We start from the raw sequence: 20,700 nt of genomic DNA on the forward strand, positions 1-20,700 counted from the left end.
TTCGCTGACCTGTCCGGAAACCTGGACGACCCCTGGATCAACGATTCCAATCCCATCGTCTCTGCCCTGGCTACCGCGGCCGGGGGAGAAGTGGTGGACGTGGAGGAGCCGGATCCGTCCCGTTTCCCGCCGCTGGACAGCCGGCACCCCAAGGACGAACTGCTCCTGCTGGATGCGGACACGGACCAGCAGTACGTCATCGATGCTGCGCGCGCCGGCGATTCCCTGGTGGTCAGCAGCCCGCCCGGCACCGGACAGACGCAGACGGCCATCAACACCATCGGCGCCCTGGTGGATGCCGGCAAGACCGTCCTGGTGGTGGGGGACCGCCGCGCCAGCCTCAACGAGGTGTCCGGCCAGCTGGAGTCCCTGGGCCTTGAATCCATCCTGTTCCAGCTCTCCGGGAACGTGACGGCCCAGCAGCTCAAAGGCCAGCTGGTCCGGGCCATCGTCCGCAACGAGAAGTCGCTGGAACCGCAGCTCGGCAACCTCTACACCACCCTGACCGAACACCGCCACGCGCTGATGGACCACGTGGCCTCGCTGCACAACGTCCGGCAGCGGTGGGGATGCTCGCCCTACCAGGCCATGCAGTCGCTGGCGGAACTGACCTCCATCCACCCCGCTCCGGCCACCACCGTGCGGCTCAAGCGGAGCGTCCTGGACAGCATCCGCGACCGCGATGAACTGGCCGGAAGGCTCCGCCGTGCGGCCGAGCTGGGCAGCTTCAGCAAGGCCGCCACCACCAGCCCCTGGCACGGCGCGCGGCTCCTCACCCGGAAGGAAACCGAGGAAGCCCAGGAACTGGTCCGCTCCGTGGCGAAGAGCCTGCCTGCCCTGCGGGAGCGCATGAACGCCGTGGCCGAGCACGCGGAGATCCGCCTCGGTGCATCCTTCGCCGAATGGGGCGAGCAGCTGGAACTGCTGGTGGCTGTGCGCGGCAGCCTGGACAGTTCACCCGGACATCTTCGACCGGCCGGTCACCGACCTCATTTCCGCCACCGCCCCTTCCTCCTGGCGGCGGGAACGCGGCATCGAGATGACCTCCATGCAGCGGTCCCGGCTGCGCAGGGTGGCCAAGGAATACGTCCGGCCCGGCGTCCACATCGCCGACCTGCACAGCTCGCTGGTACTGGTCCAGGAACAGCGGGCCTTGTGGGCCGGCTACGCCACCACCCAGCGGCACCCTGCTGTTCCGTCCGGGCTTGCCGAGATGAACGCCATGTACCGGGAACTGGACCGTGAGCTCACCCAGCTGGGCGAGGCCCTGAGGCATACCGCGGCGGGCGGCGCGCTCTCCACCGTCCGGTACGAGGAGCTCATGGAGCGCCTTGAGCGGCTGGTGGCGGATACGGACACGCTGAAGACCCTGCCGGAACGGACGCTGCTGGTGGAGAACATGCGCGAGCACGGGCTGGGGGAGCTTCTGGCGGACCTGGCCGAGCGGGAAGTACCCGCCGCCTCCGTGGCCGCCGAGCTGGAACTCGCCTGGTGGCAGTCGGCGCTTGAGGCGATGATCAGCGGCGACGACTATCTGGCAATGTCCGACGGCGACGCCCTGCGGCAGCTCGAAGCCGAGTACCGGCTCGCGGACAACGCGCACATCGCCAGCGGCGCGGCCCGGCTCCGCTGGGACCTTGCCGAACGCTGGCGCGCCGCGATCGCTGACCAGCCGCGCCAGGCCGACCTCCTCCGCAGCCTGCTCAAGGACGGCCGTGTGTCCCTGCCGGCGCTGACCGCCCAGGCCCCGGACCTGATCGGGACCCTGGTGCCGGTGTGGTCCGTGAGCCCCTACCTGATGACCGGGCTGCTGCCCGCGGAGCAGCACTTCGACGCCGTGGTCGTCCTCGACGCCGAAGCCACCTCGCTGCAGGCAGTACTGCCCTCCATCGCGCGGGCGCGGCAGGTCATTGCCTTCGGTGACGCCCGCATCGCCAGCCCGCGCACCTTCACCGTGGGGGTGGAGCGGCTGGCGCCCGGTGAGTCGGCACACCAGCGGGTGGAGAGTGCCTTCACCGCCCTGTCCGCCGTGCTGCCGGTGTGGCGGCTGAACTTCGTCTACCGCGCCGTGGACGAAGACCTGGTCCTGCAACTGAGCAAGAACTTTTACGACGGCGGGCTCCAACGCCTGCCGGAAGGCCAGTCGGCCACGGGGCTGGACCGGTCCCTGCTGGTGGAGTACCTGCCGGATGGAACCGGGCTGCCCAGCGCCGACCACGAAGGCGTTGAATCCGTGGTGGCCGAGGTCAACCGGGTGGTGGAACTTGTCTTCGAACACGCCCGCCTCCGCCCGCGCACCTCCCTTGCCGTGGTCACGGCAAGCCTGCGTCACGCTGCCCGGATCGGGGAGGCCATCAGGCTCCAGCTGCCCAACCATCCCGGACTCGCCGGGTTCTTCGGTGCGGGCCCGGAATCGTTCCGGGTGGTGGACCTGGAACGGGCCCAGGGCCTGGTACGCGACCATGTCATTTTCTCGCCGGGCTTCGGCCGCACCCCGCATGGGCGCGCCCTGCACAGCTTCGGGCCGCTTTCGGCAGAAGGCGGGCGGGAAAAGTCCGCCCTCGCCATGACCCGCGCCCGGCGCTCGATGCACGTGCTGACGTGCTTCCGGCCCGAGGACCTGGACCACACGCGGCTGACGCACGGGGCAGTGGACCTGTATGCCCTTCTGGACCGGGAAATTTCGGGCAACACGGATCTCGGTACGCCGGCGTCCCGCGCTGCCGCCAGCGAACAGGCGCTCGGCGCCGACCCGCTCGTCGCCGACCTGGGCGACCGGCTGCGGGCGCGCGGGGCACGGGTGTGGCACCAGTACGACGGTGCCATCGACGTCGTGGCCGCCGCCGATCCACTGAACACCATGGGCCAGGACGACGCCGATCTTCCGTGGCCTGTGGCTATCGAATCCGACGGCACTGAACAGTACCGGACGATGAGCGTCCGGGAACGGAGCAGGCTGCGTCCCCAGCTGCTTGAGCGCCTCGGGTGGCGGTACATGCCGCTGTGGACCATCGAGGTTTTCACCGACCCGTCTGCCTGCGCAGACCGGATCGCCAAGTACCTCGGACTGGAAAAGGTTGTCCTTCCGGGACGGGTGGCTTCCCCCGGATTCCTTGACGACGACGTCGATCAGGCGCTGAATGATATCGACGCCGCCGCGGACTCCGCCCCGGCATCGAACGTTACGCATTTCCCGGGCCCGGCCTCCGGACGCCGGGCCGGCATCGCCGGAGCCCGGGCCGGTCAGCAGGCAGTACCCGCCGCGGACCGGCAGGACAGCAAGGAGGCGGCCCAGGTGGGCAGCGACGAAAAGACCAACAGCACCAACAGCGAAGCGCGGCCCACGGACGGTGGCGAGGCGGCGGAAGCGCCTGCTCCTGCCACGCGTGCAGGCCAGAAACCGGCGGAGGGCATCCTTCCCGCCCGGGCCGCCGAGGATGATCCGCGGGCGTGGGGCGACCGCGAGGACGACCATGATGCATGGCTTAAGGAACAGAAGCCGCCGCACTGGGGCTGACATCCTGGCGGGCACCGGCGCCGCCTGAGGAAGGCAGCTGGTCACGGCGTCCCCACCAGGACAAAGAACAGTTTGCCCTGCGTGGATGCCCCGGCCAGCCGGGCCGCCTGTTCCGGAGTGGCGGCTACGACGATCAGGCCGTCAGTCTCCTGCGTGCCAAGCCATTGCCCGCCCTGGCCGCCGGTTGCGGAGGTCCACAGCACGGGCACCGCCGTGGCCAGGACTTCGGACGGAGCGTGCTGGTCGAATCCGTTCGCCGCCGTCAGCACCACGTTGACCAGCTGCCCGGGGGAGACCAGCTGGACGGACGAGGGGTCCGCCATCCGAAGGGGCACAGCAGCCGAGCCGGCGGGACTGCCCGTGAGGAGGCCGGGCCCCAGCAGCTGGGCGTCCGCCAGCAGCTGGCCTTTGCGCAGCGGGGCCGCGAGCTGCCTGCCTGACGCTTCGCCGGGTTCGCGCAGGACCCCGTGTGCGAGCATGCCGGGCGGAACCTGGATGGGGGATATGTCTGTGGCTCCGAGGGCAGACCCGGCAGGAAGGTCCCGGGCGGCTGCAAGCGCTGTGACGGTGTGGACCGGTGCCGGCGTGAGCTGGTGGACGGTGAGTGCCGCCGCCGCGCACAGCAACAGGGCAACGGCAAGCCGCCTGTTTCGGATCAGCCAGGCGCCGAGCCTGGCACCGGGACGTGCCGCTGCCGAACGGCCGGCGGGAACCGGAGGGCGGGGACGTCGAAAGAATCCGGAAGCTTCCCGGCGGGCACGGAAGGAATGAGCAGGCATGCCGCCACGCTAAGCGCCCCGGATATGCAAAAGACAGCGGCCCCGCGCCTATGTGGACAACGTCCCATCGGCTGCAGGGCCGCCGTCGTAACGGCGAACGCCGGAAATCAGCTGGCGGCGGCCGCAGCTGCCGGAGCGGGAGCGGAAGGCGCCGCCGGAGCGGGCGTGGAGGACGCCGGCGCTGCGGAGACGGTGCTGCCCTTGGAGTCCCGGGAATCGGTCCGGTAGAAGCCGGAACCCTTGAACACGACACCCACGCTGTTGAACTTCTTGCGCAGCGCGCCCTGGCATTCAGGGCACGACGTCAGTGGGCTGTCCGAGAACGACTGGACGATGTCGAAGGCGTGGCCGCAATCCTTGCAGGCGTAAGCATATGTTGGCACTGGTGCTCCTCCTCTTGGGCAAACGAGAGGTCCCGTGCTGCCACCTGGTAATCCATTAGCAGTCGCAGGGCCTGAGTGCTAATTCTATCATCCCGCTGCGGCCACCCCGCCTGACCCTAGGCGATCTTGCCCAGCGGCCTTAGCCCGGAGGGAACAAGGACGGCGGGAACGGGACGGTCGAACTCCTCGGCAGGAATCCGGCCCGCCGGGAGAAGTTCATCGTCGTAGATAACAGCGGCCAGCGGAATTTCCTTCCCGGCGGTGGCGAGGTGGCCCAGGAACTTGTCGTAGTAGCCGCCACCCTGGCCCACCCTGTTGCCGTCGAGATCCACGGCGGTGGCCGGGATGAACAGTGCGGTGGCTTCCCCCGCGACATCGGGTCCATGGCGGGTCCCTGCCGGTTCCATGATGGGTGCGAACCTGCTGCGTTCAAGCGGGCTGTCCGGACTCCAGAAAACCCAGCTCAGCTCGCGGCCCGGCTCGCAGACGGGGAGCAGGACTTTGTGGCCGTTGCCGTGGAGGGCCGCGATGAGGGGCAGCGTGGGCGGCTCCACGCCGGTACCGAGATACACGCAGAACGTGGCCTGCCTTCCACCGGACATGGATTCGGCCCAGGCCGCACCGTGCATCGCCAGGGCGGCGCCGGCGGCTTCCAGTTCGGCAGGGGTCAGGGCGGCCCGCCGCCGGCGGTGGGCAGTCCGGATGTCGTCCTTCACGGTGGCTTGCTGCTGGGCCATTGTGTCTCCTTGTTACCCGCGTTGTGGCGGTTGATGGGCCGGTTCCGGGCGGCTTCCCGCCGGTCCGTTGATTACTGAATGCTTGACGCTGACGTTAGATTAGTCCGGTGAGTACCAGTAACCCGAGAGTTCGCAAAGCCGTCATCCCCGCTGCCGGACTGGGCACCAGGTTCCTTCCTGCCACCAAGGCTATGCCCAAGGAAATGCTGCCCGTGGTGGACAAGCCTGCCATCCAGTATGTGGTGGAGGAGGCCGTGCAGGTGGGCCTAAACGATCTCCTGATGATCACGGGACGGAACAAGCGGGCTCTTGAGGACCACTTTGACCGGGTCCCGGCGCTGGAGTCCATGCTCGCGGACAAGGGGGACACCGAGAAGCTGGAATCCATCCAGGCGGCCAGCAACCTCGGGGACATCCACTACGTGCGCCAGGGCGACCCCTACGGGCTGGGCCACGCCGTCCTCCGGGCCAAGCAGCATGTGGGCGATGAAGCTTTCGCCGTGCTGCTGGGAGACGACCTCATTGATGCCCGCGACGAACTGCTCAGCACCATGATCGATGTCCAGGCCAAGACCGGCGGGTCAGTGGTCGCCCTCATCGAGGTGGAACCGTCCCAGATCAGCGCCTACGGCTGCGCGGACATCCAGGAGATCGACGGCGAAGGGTACGTGCGCGTCAACGGCCTGGTGGAGAAGCCGTCCGCGGATGAAGCACCGTCAAACCTGGCCATCATCGGCCGCTACGTGCTGCACCCGGCCGTCTTCGAGGTCCTGGAGCGCACCGCCCCCGGCCGCGGCGGCGAGATCCAGCTGACGGACGCCCTGCAGGAGCTCGCCACGGGGGAAGGCGAAGGCTACGGCGTTTATGGCGTCGTGTTCCGGGGACGCCGCTACGATACCGGCGACAAGCTCAGCTACCTCAAGGCATGCGTCCAGCTGGCCATCGACAGCGAGGACCTCGGCCCGGGCCTTCGGGAGTGGCTGCCAGGGTTCACCAGCGGCCTGTCCAAGTAGCGGCCGTGCGATTCGGCCCCATCTGGCCCGTAACCCTGGAGTGCGGTGACCTTGTCCTGCGGCCCATCCGGTACCGGGACAAAAAGGAGTGGACGGAGGTCAGGTCCCGCAACAGCGAGTGGCTTGCGCCGTGGGAGGCGTCCAACCCGGACCCTCGCGGAGGGCTTCCCGACTACCGGCAGATGGTCCGTTCGCTGAACGCGCAGGCTGCGCAGGCTACCGCCCTGCCCTTCGTCATCACGGAGCGCACTGCGGGCCTGCGGAATCCGCCGATCATCGGCCAGTTGACGGTCTCCTCGATCGTGTGGGGTTCGGCCATGATGGCCACGTTGGGGTATTGGGTGGACCAGGCCAGGGCAGGGCGGGGGATCGCCCCCACTGCGGTGGCCCTGGTGACGGACCATTGCTTCCAGACCCTCGGGCTGCACCGGATGGAAATCAACATCCGGCCTGAAAACGGGCCGAGCCTGCGGGTGGTGGAGAAGCTGGGCTTCCGGGACGAGGGCTACCGGCCCCGTTACCTGCACATCAACGGAGAATGGGCGGACCACCGGTCGTTCGCCCTCACGTCGGAAGAGGTTCCGGAAGGCCTGCTGACGCGCTGGCTTGCCGCCAGGCCGTCATAAATCCACTCATTTGCTGTCCGGGCTGCGACACACCGCGGCTAATGCGGCGGCAGGAGGCGTGATGCTCATACGGTTTTGAGTGTGGACTTCCCCCTTAGCAGCTCAGTGATCCTTGTGGTTGCCGTCGTGCTCTGGATTGTGTGGGTTGCCCCCTACGTCCTCCGGAACCGCCGGCACCAGTTCCAGCCCGCCGGCGATTTTCGGTCGGACGGCCCAGCCGAGGAAAAACCGGATCAGCCAGCCGGTCTGCTACTGAACGTCGCCGCCCAGCAGGAGAAGCCCATGGAAGCCAGGAAGAGCGCCGGACCCTCCGCAATGTCTGCCGGCCCGGCCCCCGCAGGCCGCCTCCGGATCCGTTACGGACGTACCGCACTGGCGCTTGCCGGACTCCTGTCTTAATGACGGCGCTGGTTTCCGCACTTCTGCTGCCCTTTGGCCTCGGCTCGCCCTTCCTGCCGCCGGCCTGCGCGGCCCTGACGGCGGTGTCCGTCGCCATCCTGCGCTGGCTGGCCGTCCGCGACCGCAAGGCCAAGGTGGACGCGGCCTTTCGCTCGGCCATGAGTGCACCGCCGGTTAAGCAGGTGTCCGAGCGGATTCCGCCGAAGCCGGAATCCGCCCCCGCCCGACGGGAAAGCCCGCTCTTTGACGCCGAGGCCCACCAGCCGAAAGTCCAGCAGCTGACAGCCCAGGAACTTCGCGAGGCAGCCCTGGCCGTGGCGGTGGCCGCGGGCGATCCGAGCGCAGCAGCGGCGGCGCAGGGAACTCCCGCCGGCACCCCTTGGGAGCCTGTAGAGGTTCCCAAGCCTGTCTACGTTGACGCCGCCAAGGCCGAACGCCCCGAGCCTGAGCCGCTTGAGCTGCCGGCTGCCCCGAAAGCAGTGGGCAAGCCCTCGCTGAAGCAGGGTGCAGCAGGGGCGCCCGCGGCCGCACCGGCTGCGGAAGCCCAGCAGCTCAGCAAGGCACAGAGCGCGCTGAGCAACCTCGACGACGTCCTGCAGCGCCGCCGCGCATAAAGCCTTACCGGCGTACGACGGCGGCGCCCGCCTGCTGAGGACCCTCACCAGGGTGCCGATTGGCATTGGGGCGGGAAAATTTGTAGCCTAGGGTCACCGGTCCAGCACCTGCACCAGGCGGCCGTTCCGGGGCTATAGCTCAGATGGTAGAGCGCTTCGTTCGCATCGAAGAGGTCAGGGGTTCAAATCCCCTTAGCTCCACAATTGTGGCGAGTTTAGATTCGTGAATGATTCAGGTCATCGTCAACACCCCGGTCTTCGGACCGGGGTGTTGTTCTTTCCGGGAAGCCAGGCCTACAGCCAGCCCTTCTTCTTGAAAATGCCGTACATCCCTGCGCCCACTGCCGCCATGAGGCCGATCGCCATCGGGTAGCCAAAGGCCCAGTGCAGTTCGGGCATGTGGTCAAAGTTCATGCCGTAGATCCCGGCCACGAATGAGGGCGCAAACAAGATTGCTGCCCACGACGAGATCTTCTTGACCTGCTCGTTCTGTGCGGCGCTGGCCTCATTCTGCCGGTTTGCGGTCAGCGTGCCGTCAAGCGTCAGGGCATTCTGGAGCAGGTCCCGGAAGGAGTCTGCCCGGGAGATCACCCGTTCAACATGGTCCTCCACGTCGCGCAGGCTGTGCTGGAGCTCGCTTTCCACGCCGTACTTCGCGAAGCCCCGCTTGAGCTGGTGCATCATGTCCGGCAGGGGGTGGATGGCGCGCTGGAACTGGATCACTTCCCGGGCCAGTTCGTAGATCCGGCGCGAGACGGTGGAATCGCCGCTGAAGAGCTGGTCCTCAATCTCGTCGATGTCGTTCTCGAGCCCCGCCACCACGGGTGCGTAGTCGTCCACCACTGCGTCCAGGAGGGCGTACAGCACCGCCTCCGGGCCGTGCCTGAGAAGGTCGGGCCTGCCTTCAAGCCGTTTCCTGACGCGGGCCACACCGGCCGTCTCGGCATGCCGCACGGTGACCACGAAGTTCTTTCCGGTGAAGATATGGAGTTCCCCGAACTCCACTGTCTCACTGGCGTCCAGGTAGCGTGCCGGCCGGAGGACGGTAAAGAGGTTGTCCTCGTAGCGCTCCAGCTTGGGGCGTTGGTGGGCAGAGATGGCATCCTCAACCGCGAGGGCGTGGAGCCCGAACTCCGCGGCCACTGCGGCCATCTCCTCCGCGGTGGGACGGTACAGCCCGATCCACGCCATCCCGCCGTGGTGCGCCAGCGTCTCGAAGGTCTGCTCCAGGTTTTCCGGCTCGGCATGGCGGACACCGTCAACGTAGACGGCATTGTCGATGATGGTCATGGGCGGGCGCCTTCGCTGTACGTGCTCACGATGGTCAGGACATCGCTCCAATAATGGCGCCGGACACGGCCATTGCCACCAGGTCGTGACCGGCGTCGATCACTGTCACCGCAGCCGGACGGCCTGCAAAGCCGTTGTGGATCACGTGGCCTCCGGCACGGAAGACAAGTCCCAGCACCAGCGCGAACCAGGCTCCTGCGAGGGCATTGTCAAGCCCCAGCTTGCTGATGAGGACGGCCAGGAGGATGGCGGTCAGGGCAGAGGCCAGCATCATGGGAAGCCAGATCCCCGCTCCGCCTCCGATGTTCTTCAGGTCCTCCTCGGTCTTGCCGATGGCGGCCATCCACCGGTTGCCAAGCACTGCCGGCATGTACCACACGAAGCCGATGGCCATGCTGGCCACGAAAGCCAGCAGGACCGCGAGCCAGTTGATCTGTGAGACGTAAGAGAGCCAATCCATTCAAGAAATCCTAGCCGTCCGGGCCCGGCAGGCAGGGGAGGCCGGCCCCGGGACTCCGGGAGGAAATCCGGGGTCAGCCGGCGGTCGCCTTCGTGAGGCCGCTGATGAGGGGCTCGGTCCGGTAGGGAATGTGGGTGTGCAGCGCCAGCACTGTTTCGGTCCGGATGACGCCCTTGATGCGGAGGACCTGCCGGAGCGATGCCTGCAGGTTGTGGGTGTCTGTGGCCACCACCCGGCACCAGACATCGCCGCGTCCCGAAATTTCATGGACTTCCAGGACCTGGGGGATCAGCCGCAGCGCGGCGATCACACCGTCCAGTTCCCGGTGCGTGACCTCGATGGTCACAAACGCCACCACGTCGTAACCCACGGCCTCAAGGTCCACTTCCCGGCCGCCCGGGCGCAACACCCCCGCCCGGATGAGCCGCCGGACCCGGGACTGGGCGGTATTGCGGGCCACGCCAACCGCATCGCTGAGATCGCCGATCTGGATCCGGGGGTCGCGGATCAGCGCCAGGAGGATCTTGAGGTCGGTAGGGTCCAGATTATTCAAATGAGCACTCTCCATCACATGGGCAGGAAACTTTTGATGATCCTGCTCAATTCTTTCACTGATTTCGCATCAAACGATCAGCCATGCCCCACTCTGGAACCATCGCACATCCACGCCGCGCCGGGCTCCCACAAGGACCACCTGCCGTGGCAGAACCAAAGGCGGCACCATGACGGTCTTCAGCGAGCTCCGGATGCGCCCGGCCCCTGCATCATCTGCCGGGTGGGACGCATCCACCACGGCGCGGCTTGTGATGGCCGGCGCAGTCATTTTCGTCCTGCTGGTAGGGGCCAATCTCGCTACGCCGCTGTATCCGCTCCTGCAGGCGGAGCTGGGACTCACGCCGCTGGATGTGTCCGCCGCGTTTGCCAGCTACGTCCTCTCGCTGGTTGCCACCCTGATGCTGGCCGGGCACTGGTCGGACCACATCGGACGCCGCGCCGCGCTGCTGCTTGCCGTGCTGACCGGACTGGCGGGCGGCTGGGTGTTCGCCGGTGCGGACTCTCTCGCCGCGCTCTGCACTGGGCGGGCGCTGCAGGGCGTTGCCGTGGCACTCGCCACGGGTGCCAGTGCTGCCGCCCTGCGGGAACTGCTGCCCTCGCGGCCGGAGTGGGCATCACGGTTCACGCTGCTGGCCTCCGCCGGCGGAGTAGCGGCCGGCCCTGTTCTGGGCGGGCTGCTGTCCCTGCTGCCGGGCGCCACCAGCGCCCCCTACACCGTGTACTCCGTGGTCCTCGCGGCGCTCCTGGTGCCGCTCTACCTGATCCGGGCGCGGCCGGCCATCATGCTTCCGGCCGTGTCCCGGCCGCTGCAGGTGCTGGCGCCGCGGCCCCTCGCCGTGCCGGGGAACGCCAGGGGCGCTTTTTGGCTGGCATCGGCCGTGGGTTTCCTCAGTTTCGCTGTGTTCGGCTTCTGCCTGTCCCTGGCGCCCGGCGACTTTGCCCAGGTCCTGGAGACGCAATCCCGGCCGTTGATCGGCCTGCTGGCCGCCCTGCCGCTCGGAGCCTCCGCACTGAGCCAGCTGGTGACCCTCCGCGGGCGCTACACGGTCCCCGCTGGGCTGGCAGTGCTGGGCGGGTCCGTCATCCTGCTGGGGGCCGCCGGCGCCTGGCACAGTCCACTGCTGCTCGTGGTGGCCGCCGTCGCTGCCGGTGCCGGGCAGGGGCTGGCCTTCAGGACCACGTTCAACGAGGTCGCCGCCGTGGTGGAACCCCTCCGCCACGCCCAGACTGTCAGCACGGTCTACGTCATCACCTATCTGGGCAGCGCCGTCCCGGTCCTTGGCCTCGGCTGGCTGGCCGGGCTGGCCGGACAGGAGGCTGCGGTGGCCGGCTTTGTCCTTGCCTGCGGTACCGCCGCGCTCGCACTGTCCGTCCTGACGCTGGTCCGGGCGGTGCGCCGGCACGGCCGGTCTTGATAAATCCGGTACGCCGCCTTACTCCGGGAGCGGCCCGTGGTTGCCCTGGATGTGTTCGAATACGAGGGTGGTTTCGGTGTGCCCCACCACCGGGTCCGTGGCGAGGTTGTCCAGCACCCAGTCCCGTAGGTCCTCCGTGCTTCCGACGGCGATATGCAGCAGGTAGTCCACGGAACCCGAGGTGTGGAACGTGGACAGCACCGCCGGCAGGTGCGGAACGCGGGAAGTGAACCGGTCGATCTGGTCACGGTCGTGGGCGCGGAGCCGCACCGCAACAAGTGCCTGGACTGACCGGCCGATGGCGGACAGGTTGAGCTTCGCCTCGTAGCCCTGCACGATGCCCCGTTCGGACAAGGCGCGGGTCCGCATCAGGGCGGTGGATGGGGCGATCCCCACCAGTTCGGCGAGCTGCTTGTTGGAGATCCTGGCGTCGTTCACCAGGGCTTCGAGCAGCCGCTCGTCAATGGCATCCAGCGGCTCCAGGTGCGCTCCCGGCCTGATGTTCCTGGGATTGGTGGTCACTGCTGTTCCTTCCAACGGTCCTGCATTCATCCTAGACCGCTGAATCTGCGCCAAGATGCCCTTTCCTGCGGGTCCCGCCGAATATCAGCATCCGTAGCACGGCCGTCCCGAGCGGTTAATTCGCTGCCCCTTGAACCGGGCGCCGCGCATCCCGGCCGGTCAGCCGCCTGCACCTTGCGCGCGGGGATGTACGACGGCGACGGCGGCCGCGGTCAGGCAGGCAAGGACCATGACCCCTGCCGCGAGGGCCTGCCAGCCCAAGGACTGGAAAACGAGCCCGCCGGCCCACCCGATGACGCTTGACCCCAGGTAATAGGCCAGGTTGTACAGGGACGCCGCCTGCGCACGGCCGCTGCTGGCGATGGCTCCGGTCCAGCCGGCCCCGATGCTGTGCGCGGCGAAGAAGCCGCCCGTGAACACCACCAGCCCGGCGAGGATGAGCGGAAGGTAGGGAACAAGCGTCAGGGCGAGTCCCGCCGTCGAAAGGGCCAGCCCGGCCAGCAGGACGTTCCGCCGCCCAAAGCGTGTGGTCAGCCCGGCGACCCAGCGTGAAGACACGGTTCCAGACAGGTAGGCCAGGAAGATGAGGCTGATCAGTGTGGCTGGCAGGCTGAAGGGGGCACCGGACAGCCGGAAGCCGAGGTAGTTGTAGACGGCCACGAAACCGCCCATCATCAGGAACGCCTGGACGTACAGGGCTAGCAGCCTGATGTTGCCAAGGTGCCCGCCGAGGGTCCTGAACGCACTGCCCAGTCCTGCCGCCGGTGACGAGACGAAGCCCCGGGCCCTTGGCACCAGGATCAGGAAGGCAACGGCGGCAAGGGTGGCCAGGATGGAAACGGCCAGCGCCGCGGCACGCCAGCCCCACAGCTCACCGGCCGGTCCCGCCACCAGGCGGCCGGCGAGGCCGCCGAGGGTGGTGCCGGCGACGTAGCTGCCCGCAGCCAGGGCGGCGTGTGCCTTGGTCACTTCCTCGTTGAGGTAGGCGATGGCGATGGCAGGGATCCCGCCCAAGGCCATTCCTTCCAGCAGCCGCAGTGCAAGGAGCATTCCGAAGCTCGTGGACAGCGGCACCAGCAGGCCAAGAACCGTGGCGATCGAGATGCCCCAGGTCATGGCCTTGACCCGTCCGATCCGGTCGGCGAGGAAGGACCAGGGGATCACGGTGACGGCGAGGCCCACGGTGGCCAGCGAGATGGTGAGCGCGGCCTCGGCCGCGGTGATGCGCAGGTCGGCCGCCAGCAGGGGAAGGACGGCCTGGGTGGAGTAGAGCTGTGCGAAGGTCGCCACTCCGGCGAAGGACAATCCGGCCAGGATCCGGCCGTAGGCCCGGGACCCCTTGGCGTGCCCGTCCCAGCAGGGGAGTGGTGGGTTGCCGCTCACGCGTGCTTCACAGGCCATTTCCTAAGCCTAGGCCCGGCCCCACACATGCCTCCAATGCATAAGTCGTGGAAAACTGATAGCAGAAGCGGATTGAAATACGATACGCAGCGAGGGAGCAGGGGACATGCAGGCAGACCACAGGCAGCTGGCGCAGCTGCTTCCCCTCCTGCCCGTGCTCGCCGAGCTGGGCCGGACGGAGCACGTGACTGAAACGGCTGAACTTCTCGGAGTGCCCCAGTCCACGGTGAGCAGGGCACTGGCACGGGCCAGCGCCGCCGTCGGCACGGAACTGTTGGTGCGGGACGGCAGGGGAGTCCGGCTCACCCCTGCTGCCCGGACGCTCCTGCCTTATATCGAACAGGCACTCACCGAATTCCAGACGGGACTGGATCTGGTGCGTGAGGAATCGTCGGTAGTCCGGGGCAGGATCTCCGTAGCGTTCCAGCACACTTTCGGCGAGGCCACGCTGCCGCTGCTTATCAGCGCCTTCCGGAGCCGGCATCCCGGCGCTGTGTTCACCTTGAGCCAGGGTTCACGGAACGCTTGCCTTGAGGAGCTGGCGGCCGGGGAGGCAGACCTGGCCCTCACGGCCCCGGTGGGTGCCGACGGCACGCACCTGGAGTCCGCGCCGCTGTATCGGGAACCGCTGCGCCTCGTGGTGCATCACAGCCATCCGCTCACGGGCCGGCAGTCGGCGGCGTTGGCGGATATCAGGACGGAACCCTTTGTGGCACTCGAGCCCGGTTACGGCTTGCGGTCGCTGACGGATGCACTGTTCCGGGAGGCGGGGTACCGGCCGCGCATTGCCTTTGAAAGCCAGGATTCGCACACGGTCCGTGGCCTCGTGTCCGCCGGGCTCGGCGTGAGCATCCTGCCGCCCGGAGGGGATGCGCCGGGCAGGACCGTCAGCCGGGAGACCGGAAACCTTGGCTGGGCGGAGGTTCCCCTCGATTCACCCCTGGCCTTCCGGGAAGTGGGCTTGAGCTGGCGCCGCAGGAAGACCGGCGCCGAACCGGTGCCGGTGCGGCTTTTCCGGGACATGGTGGTCGGCGAGGGACCCCAGCTGCTGGCAGGACTGGTCAGGCAGCGCACCGGCTGAGCCGGAGGGAGCGGGCACGCACCACGACGCCCGGGCCAGTCCCGGCAGGTTGGCAGCCGCGCCGGCCAGTAACCTTGTGACGTGACCAACACCGAAAACCCCTCCGCACTGCCCACCGACAAGACTGTGGCGTCCGCACCCAACCCGCTCGCCGGCGTCGTGATTGGCCTGGATATCGGTGGAACCAAGACCCACGGCATCCGGTTCGAGGACGGGGTGCCTGTTGCGGACGAGTCTGCAGGCAGCTCGAACGTGCAGAACGTCAGCCGGGAGGAGGCCGCCCGCAACATCGCAGACCTCTTCGGCCGGATTGGCGGCGGAACCGTCTCGCGGGTGTATGCCGGATCAGGCGGGATCGACACGGAAGAGGATGCGGCTGCCCTGGCATCGCTGATCCAGCCGCACGTCCCGGATGCCCTGGTCACAGTGGTGCACGACTCGCGGCTCCTGCTCGCAGCAGGCCATGCCAGCACCGGGGTGGCAGTGATCGCCGGGACCGGTTCGGCAGCCTGGGGAAGGAACGCCGACGGCGGCGAGGCCCGGGCAGGAGGCTGGGGCTACCTGCTGGGTGATGAAGGCAGCGGGTACTGGCTGGGCCGCGAAGCCGTGCGGCACAGCCTCCGGCGGATGAACCAGGGACTCCCCGCGGACGAACTCACCACCGCCCTGCTGCAGTCCTGCGGAGTGGATCATCCCAACCGGCTCATCGCGCTGTTCCACTCCCCGGACACCGGACGCCGCTTTTGGGCCCAGCAGGCAGGGCACGTGGTGGCGGCAGCAGCCGCCGGGCACCCGGGCAGCCAGGCCATGCTGGACCAGGCCGGCCGGGACCTCGCGGACCTGGCCCTGCAGGTGCTCCGTCAGATAGGACTCGACGGCCCGGTCATCCTGGGCGGCGGGCTGGGAATGAACGTGGAACCACTGCAGGATTCCTTCCGCCGGCACCTTTCCAGTGCCGGCGCCACAGATGTACGGGTCCTGGACCAGGAACCCGTATTCGGGGTGCTGCAGCTGCTGGCGGAGCCGGTCTGAGGCGGCTCGGCCGAATCAGACGGCCCGCTTCCGGGGAGTGAGCCGCACCGCCGGCAGCGGGGGTGCGGGGATGCGCCCCGCTTCGGCGCCCGCACCGGGTCCGTGGCCGGGCACCAGGCCGTACCTGGCGGACTGCGCGTCAGCTACGGACAATTCGGCCTGGGCTTCCCAGTCCTCACGTGCCTGTTCCACCTCGTCGTGTGTCCGGCCCACGAAGTTCCACCACATCAGCAGTTCCTCCTCGAACGGCTCGCCGCCGATGAGCAGGAAGCGGGTGCCCGGCAGAGCCTGCAGCCGCAGTTCCTCCCGGCCAGTGCCCAGGTAGCCCAGCGGCCCGGGACGAAGTTCCTGCCCGTCCAGCGTCAGCCCGCCGTCGAGCACCAGGATGCCATGCTCAAAGTCCGTATTCAGCGGGAGCACCGCGGCACCTTCACAGGACACGTCGGCTCCCACGATGGGCGAGTACATGGTGGCGGGGGAGGCCACGCCGGCCAGTTCTCCCACCATGACCGTTGCGGTAAAGCCGGCGCCGCTGGCCTTGGGCAGTTCCCGGTGCTGCTCGAACGCAGGCCCGCGGTGGCGCTCGCCGTCGGGCAGCGCCACCCAGAGCTGGAGGCCGCGCTGCGGCGGCAATTCCCCGCCGGCAGGCGGGAGCACGGCAAACTCCGAGTGCGAGACACCGTGCCCTGCCGTCATGATGTTCAACTCGCCGGGCCGGACCACAACATCGCTGCCCACGCTGTCCCGGTGCCGGATATGCCCGGCCAGCGGCCAGGTGACCGTCTGCAGCCCGATGTGCGGATGCGGCAGGACGGACATCGCCGTCCGGTCAGGGCCGAAACTGTCCAGGAAGCACCACGCCCCGATGGTGGGAAGGCCGCGCTGGGGCAGGGTCCGCTGGACATTCATGGCGCGCACCCCGCCCAGCGGGACTTCACGCTCCGGCCACAGCTGCAGGCAGGGTCCTGGACTCCCCTCGGCGCTCGCGGGCGGACAGACTTCCTGCTGGGGTGAAATCTCCAAGTTGGTCACCCTCCAACTCTAGGCCGGTGCAGGCGGGCCGTTCAGTGCTTCCCCAACGCCGCGTGATCGGGATCTGCGCCAGTCCGCAACACGTGCGGCTCCGAATGGTCACAGTAGGGAATCCTTTGCGCGGATTAGGTGCCGCCACCGGTGATGCCGGCCCCGGATTGGGTTACCGTAACTATCAGCGTGCTGATGACAATGTCGCGTGCATTCAGATGCCGTCCAACAGAACAGGTAAGTCCGCACCATGGACCAGGCGATGATCGAGTTCCAGAGCGTTACCAAGCAGTACCAGGGCGGGCAGCCGGCCGTCGACAACCTTTCGCTGTCCATCGCCAAAGGCACCATCACGGTCTTCGTCGGCCCATCAGGCTGCGGCAAGACCACCTCGCTGCGCTTGATCAACCGGATGGTGGAACCCACCAGCGGCACCATCACGGTGGGCGGCCGGGATGTCACCTCCGTGCCGGCCGCCGAGCTGCGGCGCTCCATGGGGTACGTCATGCAGTCCGCCGGCCTGCTGCCGCACCGCACGGTGCTGGACAACATCGCCACCGTGCCCCGGCTGAACGGGGTGCCCAAGGCGGACGCCCGCAGGCGCGCCGAGGAACTCCTGGACGTGGTGGGCCTGGCCCGCCCCCTGGCCAAGCGGTACCCCTCCCAGCTTTCCGGCGGCCAGCAGCAGCGCGTCGGCGTGGCCCGCGCCCTCGCCGCGGATCCGCCGGTCCTGCTCATGGATGAACCCTTCAGCGCCGTGGACCCGGTGGTCCGCGACGAACTGCAGCAGGAGCTGCTGCGGCTGCAGAAGGACCTGGCCAAGACCATCGTCTTCGTCACCCACGATATTGACGAGGCCACCACGCTGGGGGACAGGGTGGCGGTCTTCGCCGTGGGCGGCAGGCTCGCCCAGTACGCCACGCCGGAGGAGATCCTGCGGGCGCCGGCCAACGATTTCGTGGCCTCCTTCGTGGGCCGGGACCGGGGCTTCCGGCACTTGGGCTTTACCTCGTCCGACGGCGTCACGCTCCACCCGGTGCCCACCATCGTCAGCGGCCCGTCCGGCCCGGAGTCCGACCCGGCAGCAGCCGGCGGCTGGCAGCTGGTGGTGGACCAGGACATGCGCCCGCTCGGCTGGTCGACCCCCGGCACCGATACCGGACTGATTCCCGGCGGTTCCCTGTTCCGGCCCGGCGAAAGCCTGCGGAAGGCGCTCGACGCGGCCCTGTCGTCGCCGTCGGGCCTGGGTGTGGCAGTGGATTCGGAAGGCAAGGTGCTGGGCGCCGTCCGGGGCGGCGAAGTCCTGGCGCTGATCGAGGAAGCACGCCAGCTGCGGCAGGCCGCACTCTGATGGAGTGGTTCCTCGCCAACAGCGGCATGGTCTTTGAACGCGCAGGCCAGCACATGGTGCTGGCTATTGTGCCCATGGTCCTGGGCCTGCTGATTTCCATCCCGCTGGCCCAGCTCGCCCGGCAGCACCGCGCACTCCGCTCCGTGGTGCTGACCGCATCCTCGCTGCTTTACACCATTCCGTCGCTGGCCCTTTTCATCATCCTGCCCACCATCCTGGGCACGCGGATCCTGGATCCGCTCAACGTGGTGGTGGCCCTGACCATCTACGCCATTGCGCTGCTGGTCCGCGCCGCCCTGGACGCCTTCGATTCCGTGGACGCCGAGATCAGCCAGGCCGCCGTGGCCATGGGCTACAAGCCGCTGGCACGGTTCCTTCAGGTTGACCTGCCGCTGTCCCTTCCGGTCCTGTTCGCCGGCCTGCGGGTGGTCTCCGTCAGCAACATCTCCCTGGTCAGCGTCGCCGCCCTGCTGGGCATCGGAAACCTGGGCATGCTGTTCACCTCAGGCCTGCAGCGGGACTTCGTGACCGAGGTGGTGGTGGGAATCATCGCCATCCTGGTGCTGGCGCTGGTCATGGACGCGCTGCTGGTCCTGCTGGAGCGCATCCTGACCCCGTGGGAGCGCGCCGGGAAGGGACGTGGCCCGCAGCCCCTGGCCGCAGGCAGGCTCGAGCCTGCATCCGCGGAGGCAAGGCTCGCCGCTCCGAGGACCGGAGGTGGAAACGCGTGAGCGTCTTCAGCGATACCTTTGCCTGGCTGGCCGACCCGGAAAACTGGACCGGCGCCGCCGGCATCCCGGCGAGGCTGGGTGAGCACCTCCAGTACACGGGCCTGGTCATGCTGATTGCCGTGGCCATCGCGGTCCCCGTGGGCATGTATGTCGGACATACCGGCAGGGGCCGGGTGGCGATCGTGGCGCTGGCAGGGGCCTTGCGGGCCCTGCCCACACTCGGCCTGCTGACGCTCTTCGTCCTGCTCGCCGGGATCGGCCTCATGCCGCCGGTCTGGGCGCTGGTGATCCTGACCGTGCCGCCGCTCCTGGCCGGGACCTATGCAGGGATTTCCAGCGTGGACCGGAACGTGGTGGACGCCGCCCGCGCCATGGGGATGACCGAGCTCCAGGTCCTGTTCCGCGCGGAGCTCCCCAACGCCCTGACGGTAATGTTCGGAGGTTTCCGGACCGGTGTGCTGCAGGTGATCGCCACCGTCTCTGTGGTTGCATACATCAACCTCGGCGGCCTGGGCCGGTACCTCTTCGACGGGCTGGTCCTCAGCGACTTCCCGCAGATGCTGGGAGGGTCACTGCTCATCGCAGCGCTGGCCATCGCCGTCGACCTTGTTTTGTCCCTGTTCCAGCGGCTGTTCCTGACACCAGGGGCAGCAGGGCAGTCCCGCCGCAGCCAGCAGGCTGCGGCCGATCTCACAGACCCCGTAGCCACGGAGCCTGTTGTCCAAGGAGGTAAACCATGAAACAAAGCCGTCACCCACGCCTGGGCAGGCGGACATTTGGCGGGCTGGCCGCAGGACTCGGCCTGGCAATGGCGCTGTCCGCATGCGGCGGTTCGTCAGACCCCCTGAGCGAGGCTCCGGAAACCACGGGCGGAGCATCCGGCGAAGCAACCTCCCTGGTGGTCGGCTCCGCTGACTTCCCGGAGAGCCAGATCATCGCCGAACTGTACGCGGGGGCACTGAACGCCGCCGGCGTCACCGCCACCACCAAGCCGAACATCGGCTCCCGTGAGGTCTACTTCAAGGCCGTCCAGGACGGTTCCGTTGACGTTGTCCCGGACTACACCGGCAACCTGCTGCTGCACGTCGACAAGGCAGCCACGGAGGAGTCGGCCGAGGACATCGCCAAGGCCCTTCCGGACAAGCTGCCGGACGGCCTGGCCGTGCTGGACGCGTCCAAGGCGGAAAACAAGGACGCCATGGTGGTCACCAAGGCAACGGCCGAGAAGTACCAGCTGAAGTCCATCGAGGACCTCGCAAAGGTCTGCAGCGAGATCACTGTCGGGGCCCCGGCCACTTTCGCCGAGCGTGCCTACGGGCTGCCCGGCCTGAAGGAGAACTACAACTGCGAGCCGAAGAAGCTGGAGCCCTTCAGCGACGGCGGCGGGCCGCTGACCCTGAAGGCGCTGCTGGAGGACCAGGTCCAGGTGGCCGACATCTACACCACCACCCCGTCCATCGCCGACAACGACCTGGTGGTCCTGGAGGACCCGAAGAACAACTTCATCGCCCAGCAGGTCATCCCGCTGTACAACGAGGCCAAGATGACGGACAAGGCCAAGGAAGCGCTGAACAACGTGTCCAGCCAGCTGACCACCGAGGACCTGATCAACCTCAACCGTGCTGTCAGCGGCAGCCAGAAGCAGGGTGCCAAGGAAGCAGCCGAAGCCTGGCTGAAGGATAAGGGCATCCTCAAGTAGGGGCCTTTCACGCGCCCGCCGGGCCTTCCGCACGGTCATAACGACGGCGGCTGCCGGACTTTCCGAAGTCCG

19 protein-coding genes, 1 tRNA gene and 1 pseudogene are annotated in these 20,700 nt (G+C 68.0%); 12 read left to right on the plus strand and 9 right to left on the minus strand.

The features are described from left to right. Positions 1-1,039 precede the first annotated feature (1,039 nt). On the plus strand, positions 1,040-3,517 hold the full coding sequence (locus ACPEE0_RS05785) for a hypothetical protein (RefSeq protein ID WP_424574131.1): 2,478 nt from the start codon (positions 1,040-1,042) through the stop codon (positions 3,515-3,517). A gap of 41 nt (positions 3,518-3,558) precedes the next feature. Here ACPEE0_RS05785 and ACPEE0_RS05790 read toward each other — a convergent pair whose 3' ends face one another. From ACPEE0_RS05790 to ACPEE0_RS05800, 3 genes are all read right to left on the minus strand, one after another. Then, positions 3,559-4,296: an RcpC/CpaB family pilus assembly protein gene (locus ACPEE0_RS05790; RefSeq protein ID WP_424574132.1), complete on the minus strand. Its 738-nt coding sequence runs from the start codon at positions 4,294-4,296 to the stop codon at positions 3,559-3,561. Between the two features lie 107 nt (positions 4,297-4,403). Beyond that, positions 4,404-4,679, minus strand: coding sequence for an FmdB family zinc ribbon protein (locus ACPEE0_RS05795; protein WP_424574133.1), 276 nt, complete (start codon positions 4,677-4,679; stop codon positions 4,404-4,406). Positions 4,680-4,795: 116 nt separating this feature from the next. Next, on the minus strand, positions 4,796-5,416 hold the full coding sequence (locus ACPEE0_RS05800) for a 5-formyltetrahydrofolate cyclo-ligase (RefSeq protein ID WP_009357004.1): 621 nt from the start codon (positions 5,414-5,416) through the stop codon (positions 4,796-4,798). Positions 5,417-5,523: 107 nt separating this feature from the next. Between ACPEE0_RS05800 and galU the strand changes: the two genes are divergently transcribed. The 4 genes and pseudogenes from galU (at position 5,524) to ACPEE0_RS05820 (ending at position 8,269) form a co-directional block, all read left to right on the plus strand. Further along, on the plus strand, positions 5,524-6,429 hold the full coding sequence (gene galU / locus ACPEE0_RS05805; protein WP_424574134.1) for a UTP--glucose-1-phosphate uridylyltransferase GalU: 906 nt from the start codon (positions 5,524-5,526) through the stop codon (positions 6,427-6,429). 5 nt (positions 6,430-6,434) lie between these two features. Next, positions 6,435-7,055: a GNAT family N-acetyltransferase gene (locus ACPEE0_RS05810; RefSeq protein WP_009357002.1), complete on the plus strand. Its 621-nt coding sequence runs from the start codon at positions 6,435-6,437 to the stop codon at positions 7,053-7,055. A 105-nt stretch (positions 7,056-7,160) separates the two neighbouring features. Then, positions 7,161-8,068, plus strand: a pseudogene (locus tag ACPEE0_RS05815) (hypothetical protein). Positions 8,069-8,196: 128 nt separating this feature from the next. After that, a tRNA-Ala gene (locus ACPEE0_RS05820) sits at positions 8,197-8,269 on the plus strand. A 93-nt stretch (positions 8,270-8,362) separates the two neighbouring features. On the opposite strand, the gene corA is transcribed toward ACPEE0_RS05820, so the two are convergent. The 3 genes from corA to ACPEE0_RS05835 all read right to left on the minus strand — a co-directional run bounded on the left by corA (position 8,363) and on the right by ACPEE0_RS05835 (position 10,371). Beyond that, positions 8,363-9,358, minus strand: coding sequence for a magnesium/cobalt transporter CorA (corA, locus tag ACPEE0_RS05825; RefSeq protein ID WP_424574135.1), 996 nt, complete (start codon positions 9,356-9,358; stop codon positions 8,363-8,365). Between the two features lie 34 nt (positions 9,359-9,392). Beyond that, a complete protein-coding gene (locus tag ACPEE0_RS05830) occupies positions 9,393-9,818 on the minus strand; it encodes a DUF1761 domain-containing protein (protein WP_407709746.1) in 426 nt (141 codons plus the stop codon). 73 nt (positions 9,819-9,891) lie between these two features. Next, on the minus strand, positions 9,892-10,371 hold the full coding sequence (locus ACPEE0_RS05835; protein WP_424574136.1) for an Lrp/AsnC family transcriptional regulator: 480 nt from the start codon (positions 10,369-10,371) through the stop codon (positions 9,892-9,894). A 169-nt stretch (positions 10,372-10,540) separates the two neighbouring features. On the opposite strand from ACPEE0_RS05835, the gene ACPEE0_RS05840 reads away from it, so the two are divergent. Continuing rightward, the gene (locus ACPEE0_RS05840) at positions 10,541-11,788 is read left to right on the plus strand and encodes an MFS transporter (RefSeq protein ID WP_424574137.1); all 1,248 of its coding nucleotides are present in this window, start codon (positions 10,541-10,543) and stop codon (positions 11,786-11,788) included. An 18-nt stretch (positions 11,789-11,806) separates the two neighbouring features. On the opposite strand, the gene ACPEE0_RS05845 is transcribed toward ACPEE0_RS05840, so the two are convergent. Together ACPEE0_RS05845 and ACPEE0_RS05850 are read right to left on the minus strand one after the other, a co-directional pair. Next, a complete protein-coding gene (locus ACPEE0_RS05845) occupies positions 11,807-12,310 on the minus strand; it encodes an Lrp/AsnC family transcriptional regulator (protein WP_009356995.1) in 504 nt (167 codons plus the stop codon). A 159-nt stretch (positions 12,311-12,469) separates the two neighbouring features. Then, a complete protein-coding gene (locus tag ACPEE0_RS05850; protein ID WP_424574138.1) occupies positions 12,470-13,711 on the minus strand; it encodes an MFS transporter in 1,242 nt (413 codons plus the stop codon). 106 nt (positions 13,712-13,817) lie between these two features. Between ACPEE0_RS05850 and ACPEE0_RS05855 the strand changes: the two genes are divergently transcribed. Both ACPEE0_RS05855 and ACPEE0_RS05860 read left to right on the plus strand, forming a co-directional pair. Further along, positions 13,818-14,792 (plus strand): LysR family transcriptional regulator, encoded by a 975-nt coding sequence (locus ACPEE0_RS05855; protein WP_424574139.1) that lies wholly within the window; start codon positions 13,818-13,820, stop codon positions 14,790-14,792. 81 nt (positions 14,793-14,873) lie between these two features. Continuing rightward, positions 14,874-15,824: an N-acetylglucosamine kinase gene (locus ACPEE0_RS05860; protein ID WP_424574140.1), complete on the plus strand. Its 951-nt coding sequence runs from the start codon at positions 14,874-14,876 to the stop codon at positions 15,822-15,824. A gap of 15 nt (positions 15,825-15,839) precedes the next feature. Here the strand turns inward: ACPEE0_RS05860 and ACPEE0_RS05865 are convergent, their stop codons facing one another. Beyond that, positions 15,840-16,856, minus strand: coding sequence for a pirin family protein (locus tag ACPEE0_RS05865; RefSeq protein ID WP_424574141.1), 1,017 nt, complete (start codon positions 16,854-16,856; stop codon positions 15,840-15,842). 241 nt (positions 16,857-17,097) lie between these two features. Between ACPEE0_RS05865 and ACPEE0_RS05870 the strand changes: the two genes are divergently transcribed. The 4 genes from ACPEE0_RS05870 to ACPEE0_RS05885 are packed head-to-tail and all read left to right on the plus strand — an operon-like array spanning position 17,098 to position 20,628. After that, entirely contained in the window at positions 17,098-18,198 is a 1,101-nt protein-coding gene (locus ACPEE0_RS05870; protein ID WP_424574142.1) for an ABC transporter ATP-binding protein, read from the plus strand. Continuing rightward, a complete protein-coding gene (locus tag ACPEE0_RS05875; RefSeq protein ID WP_424574143.1) occupies positions 18,198-18,929 on the plus strand; it encodes an ABC transporter permease in 732 nt (243 codons plus the stop codon). The genes ACPEE0_RS05870 and ACPEE0_RS05875 overlap by 1 nt, the downstream gene beginning before the upstream one ends. Continuing rightward, positions 18,926-19,669 (plus strand): ABC transporter permease, encoded by a 744-nt coding sequence (locus ACPEE0_RS05880; RefSeq protein ID WP_009356989.1) that lies wholly within the window; start codon positions 18,926-18,928, stop codon positions 19,667-19,669. The genes ACPEE0_RS05875 and ACPEE0_RS05880 overlap by 4 nt, the downstream gene beginning before the upstream one ends. After that, positions 19,666-20,628: an ABC transporter substrate-binding protein gene (locus ACPEE0_RS05885; RefSeq protein ID WP_009356988.1), complete on the plus strand. Its 963-nt coding sequence runs from the start codon at positions 19,666-19,668 to the stop codon at positions 20,626-20,628. The genes ACPEE0_RS05880 and ACPEE0_RS05885 overlap by 4 nt, the downstream gene beginning before the upstream one ends. Positions 20,629-20,700 lie beyond the last annotated feature (72 nt).

This window comes from Arthrobacter sp. SD76 (assembly GCF_049726125.1).
Taxonomy (GTDB): domain Bacteria; phylum Actinomycetota; class Actinomycetes; order Actinomycetales; family Micrococcaceae; genus Arthrobacter; species Arthrobacter nitrophenolicus.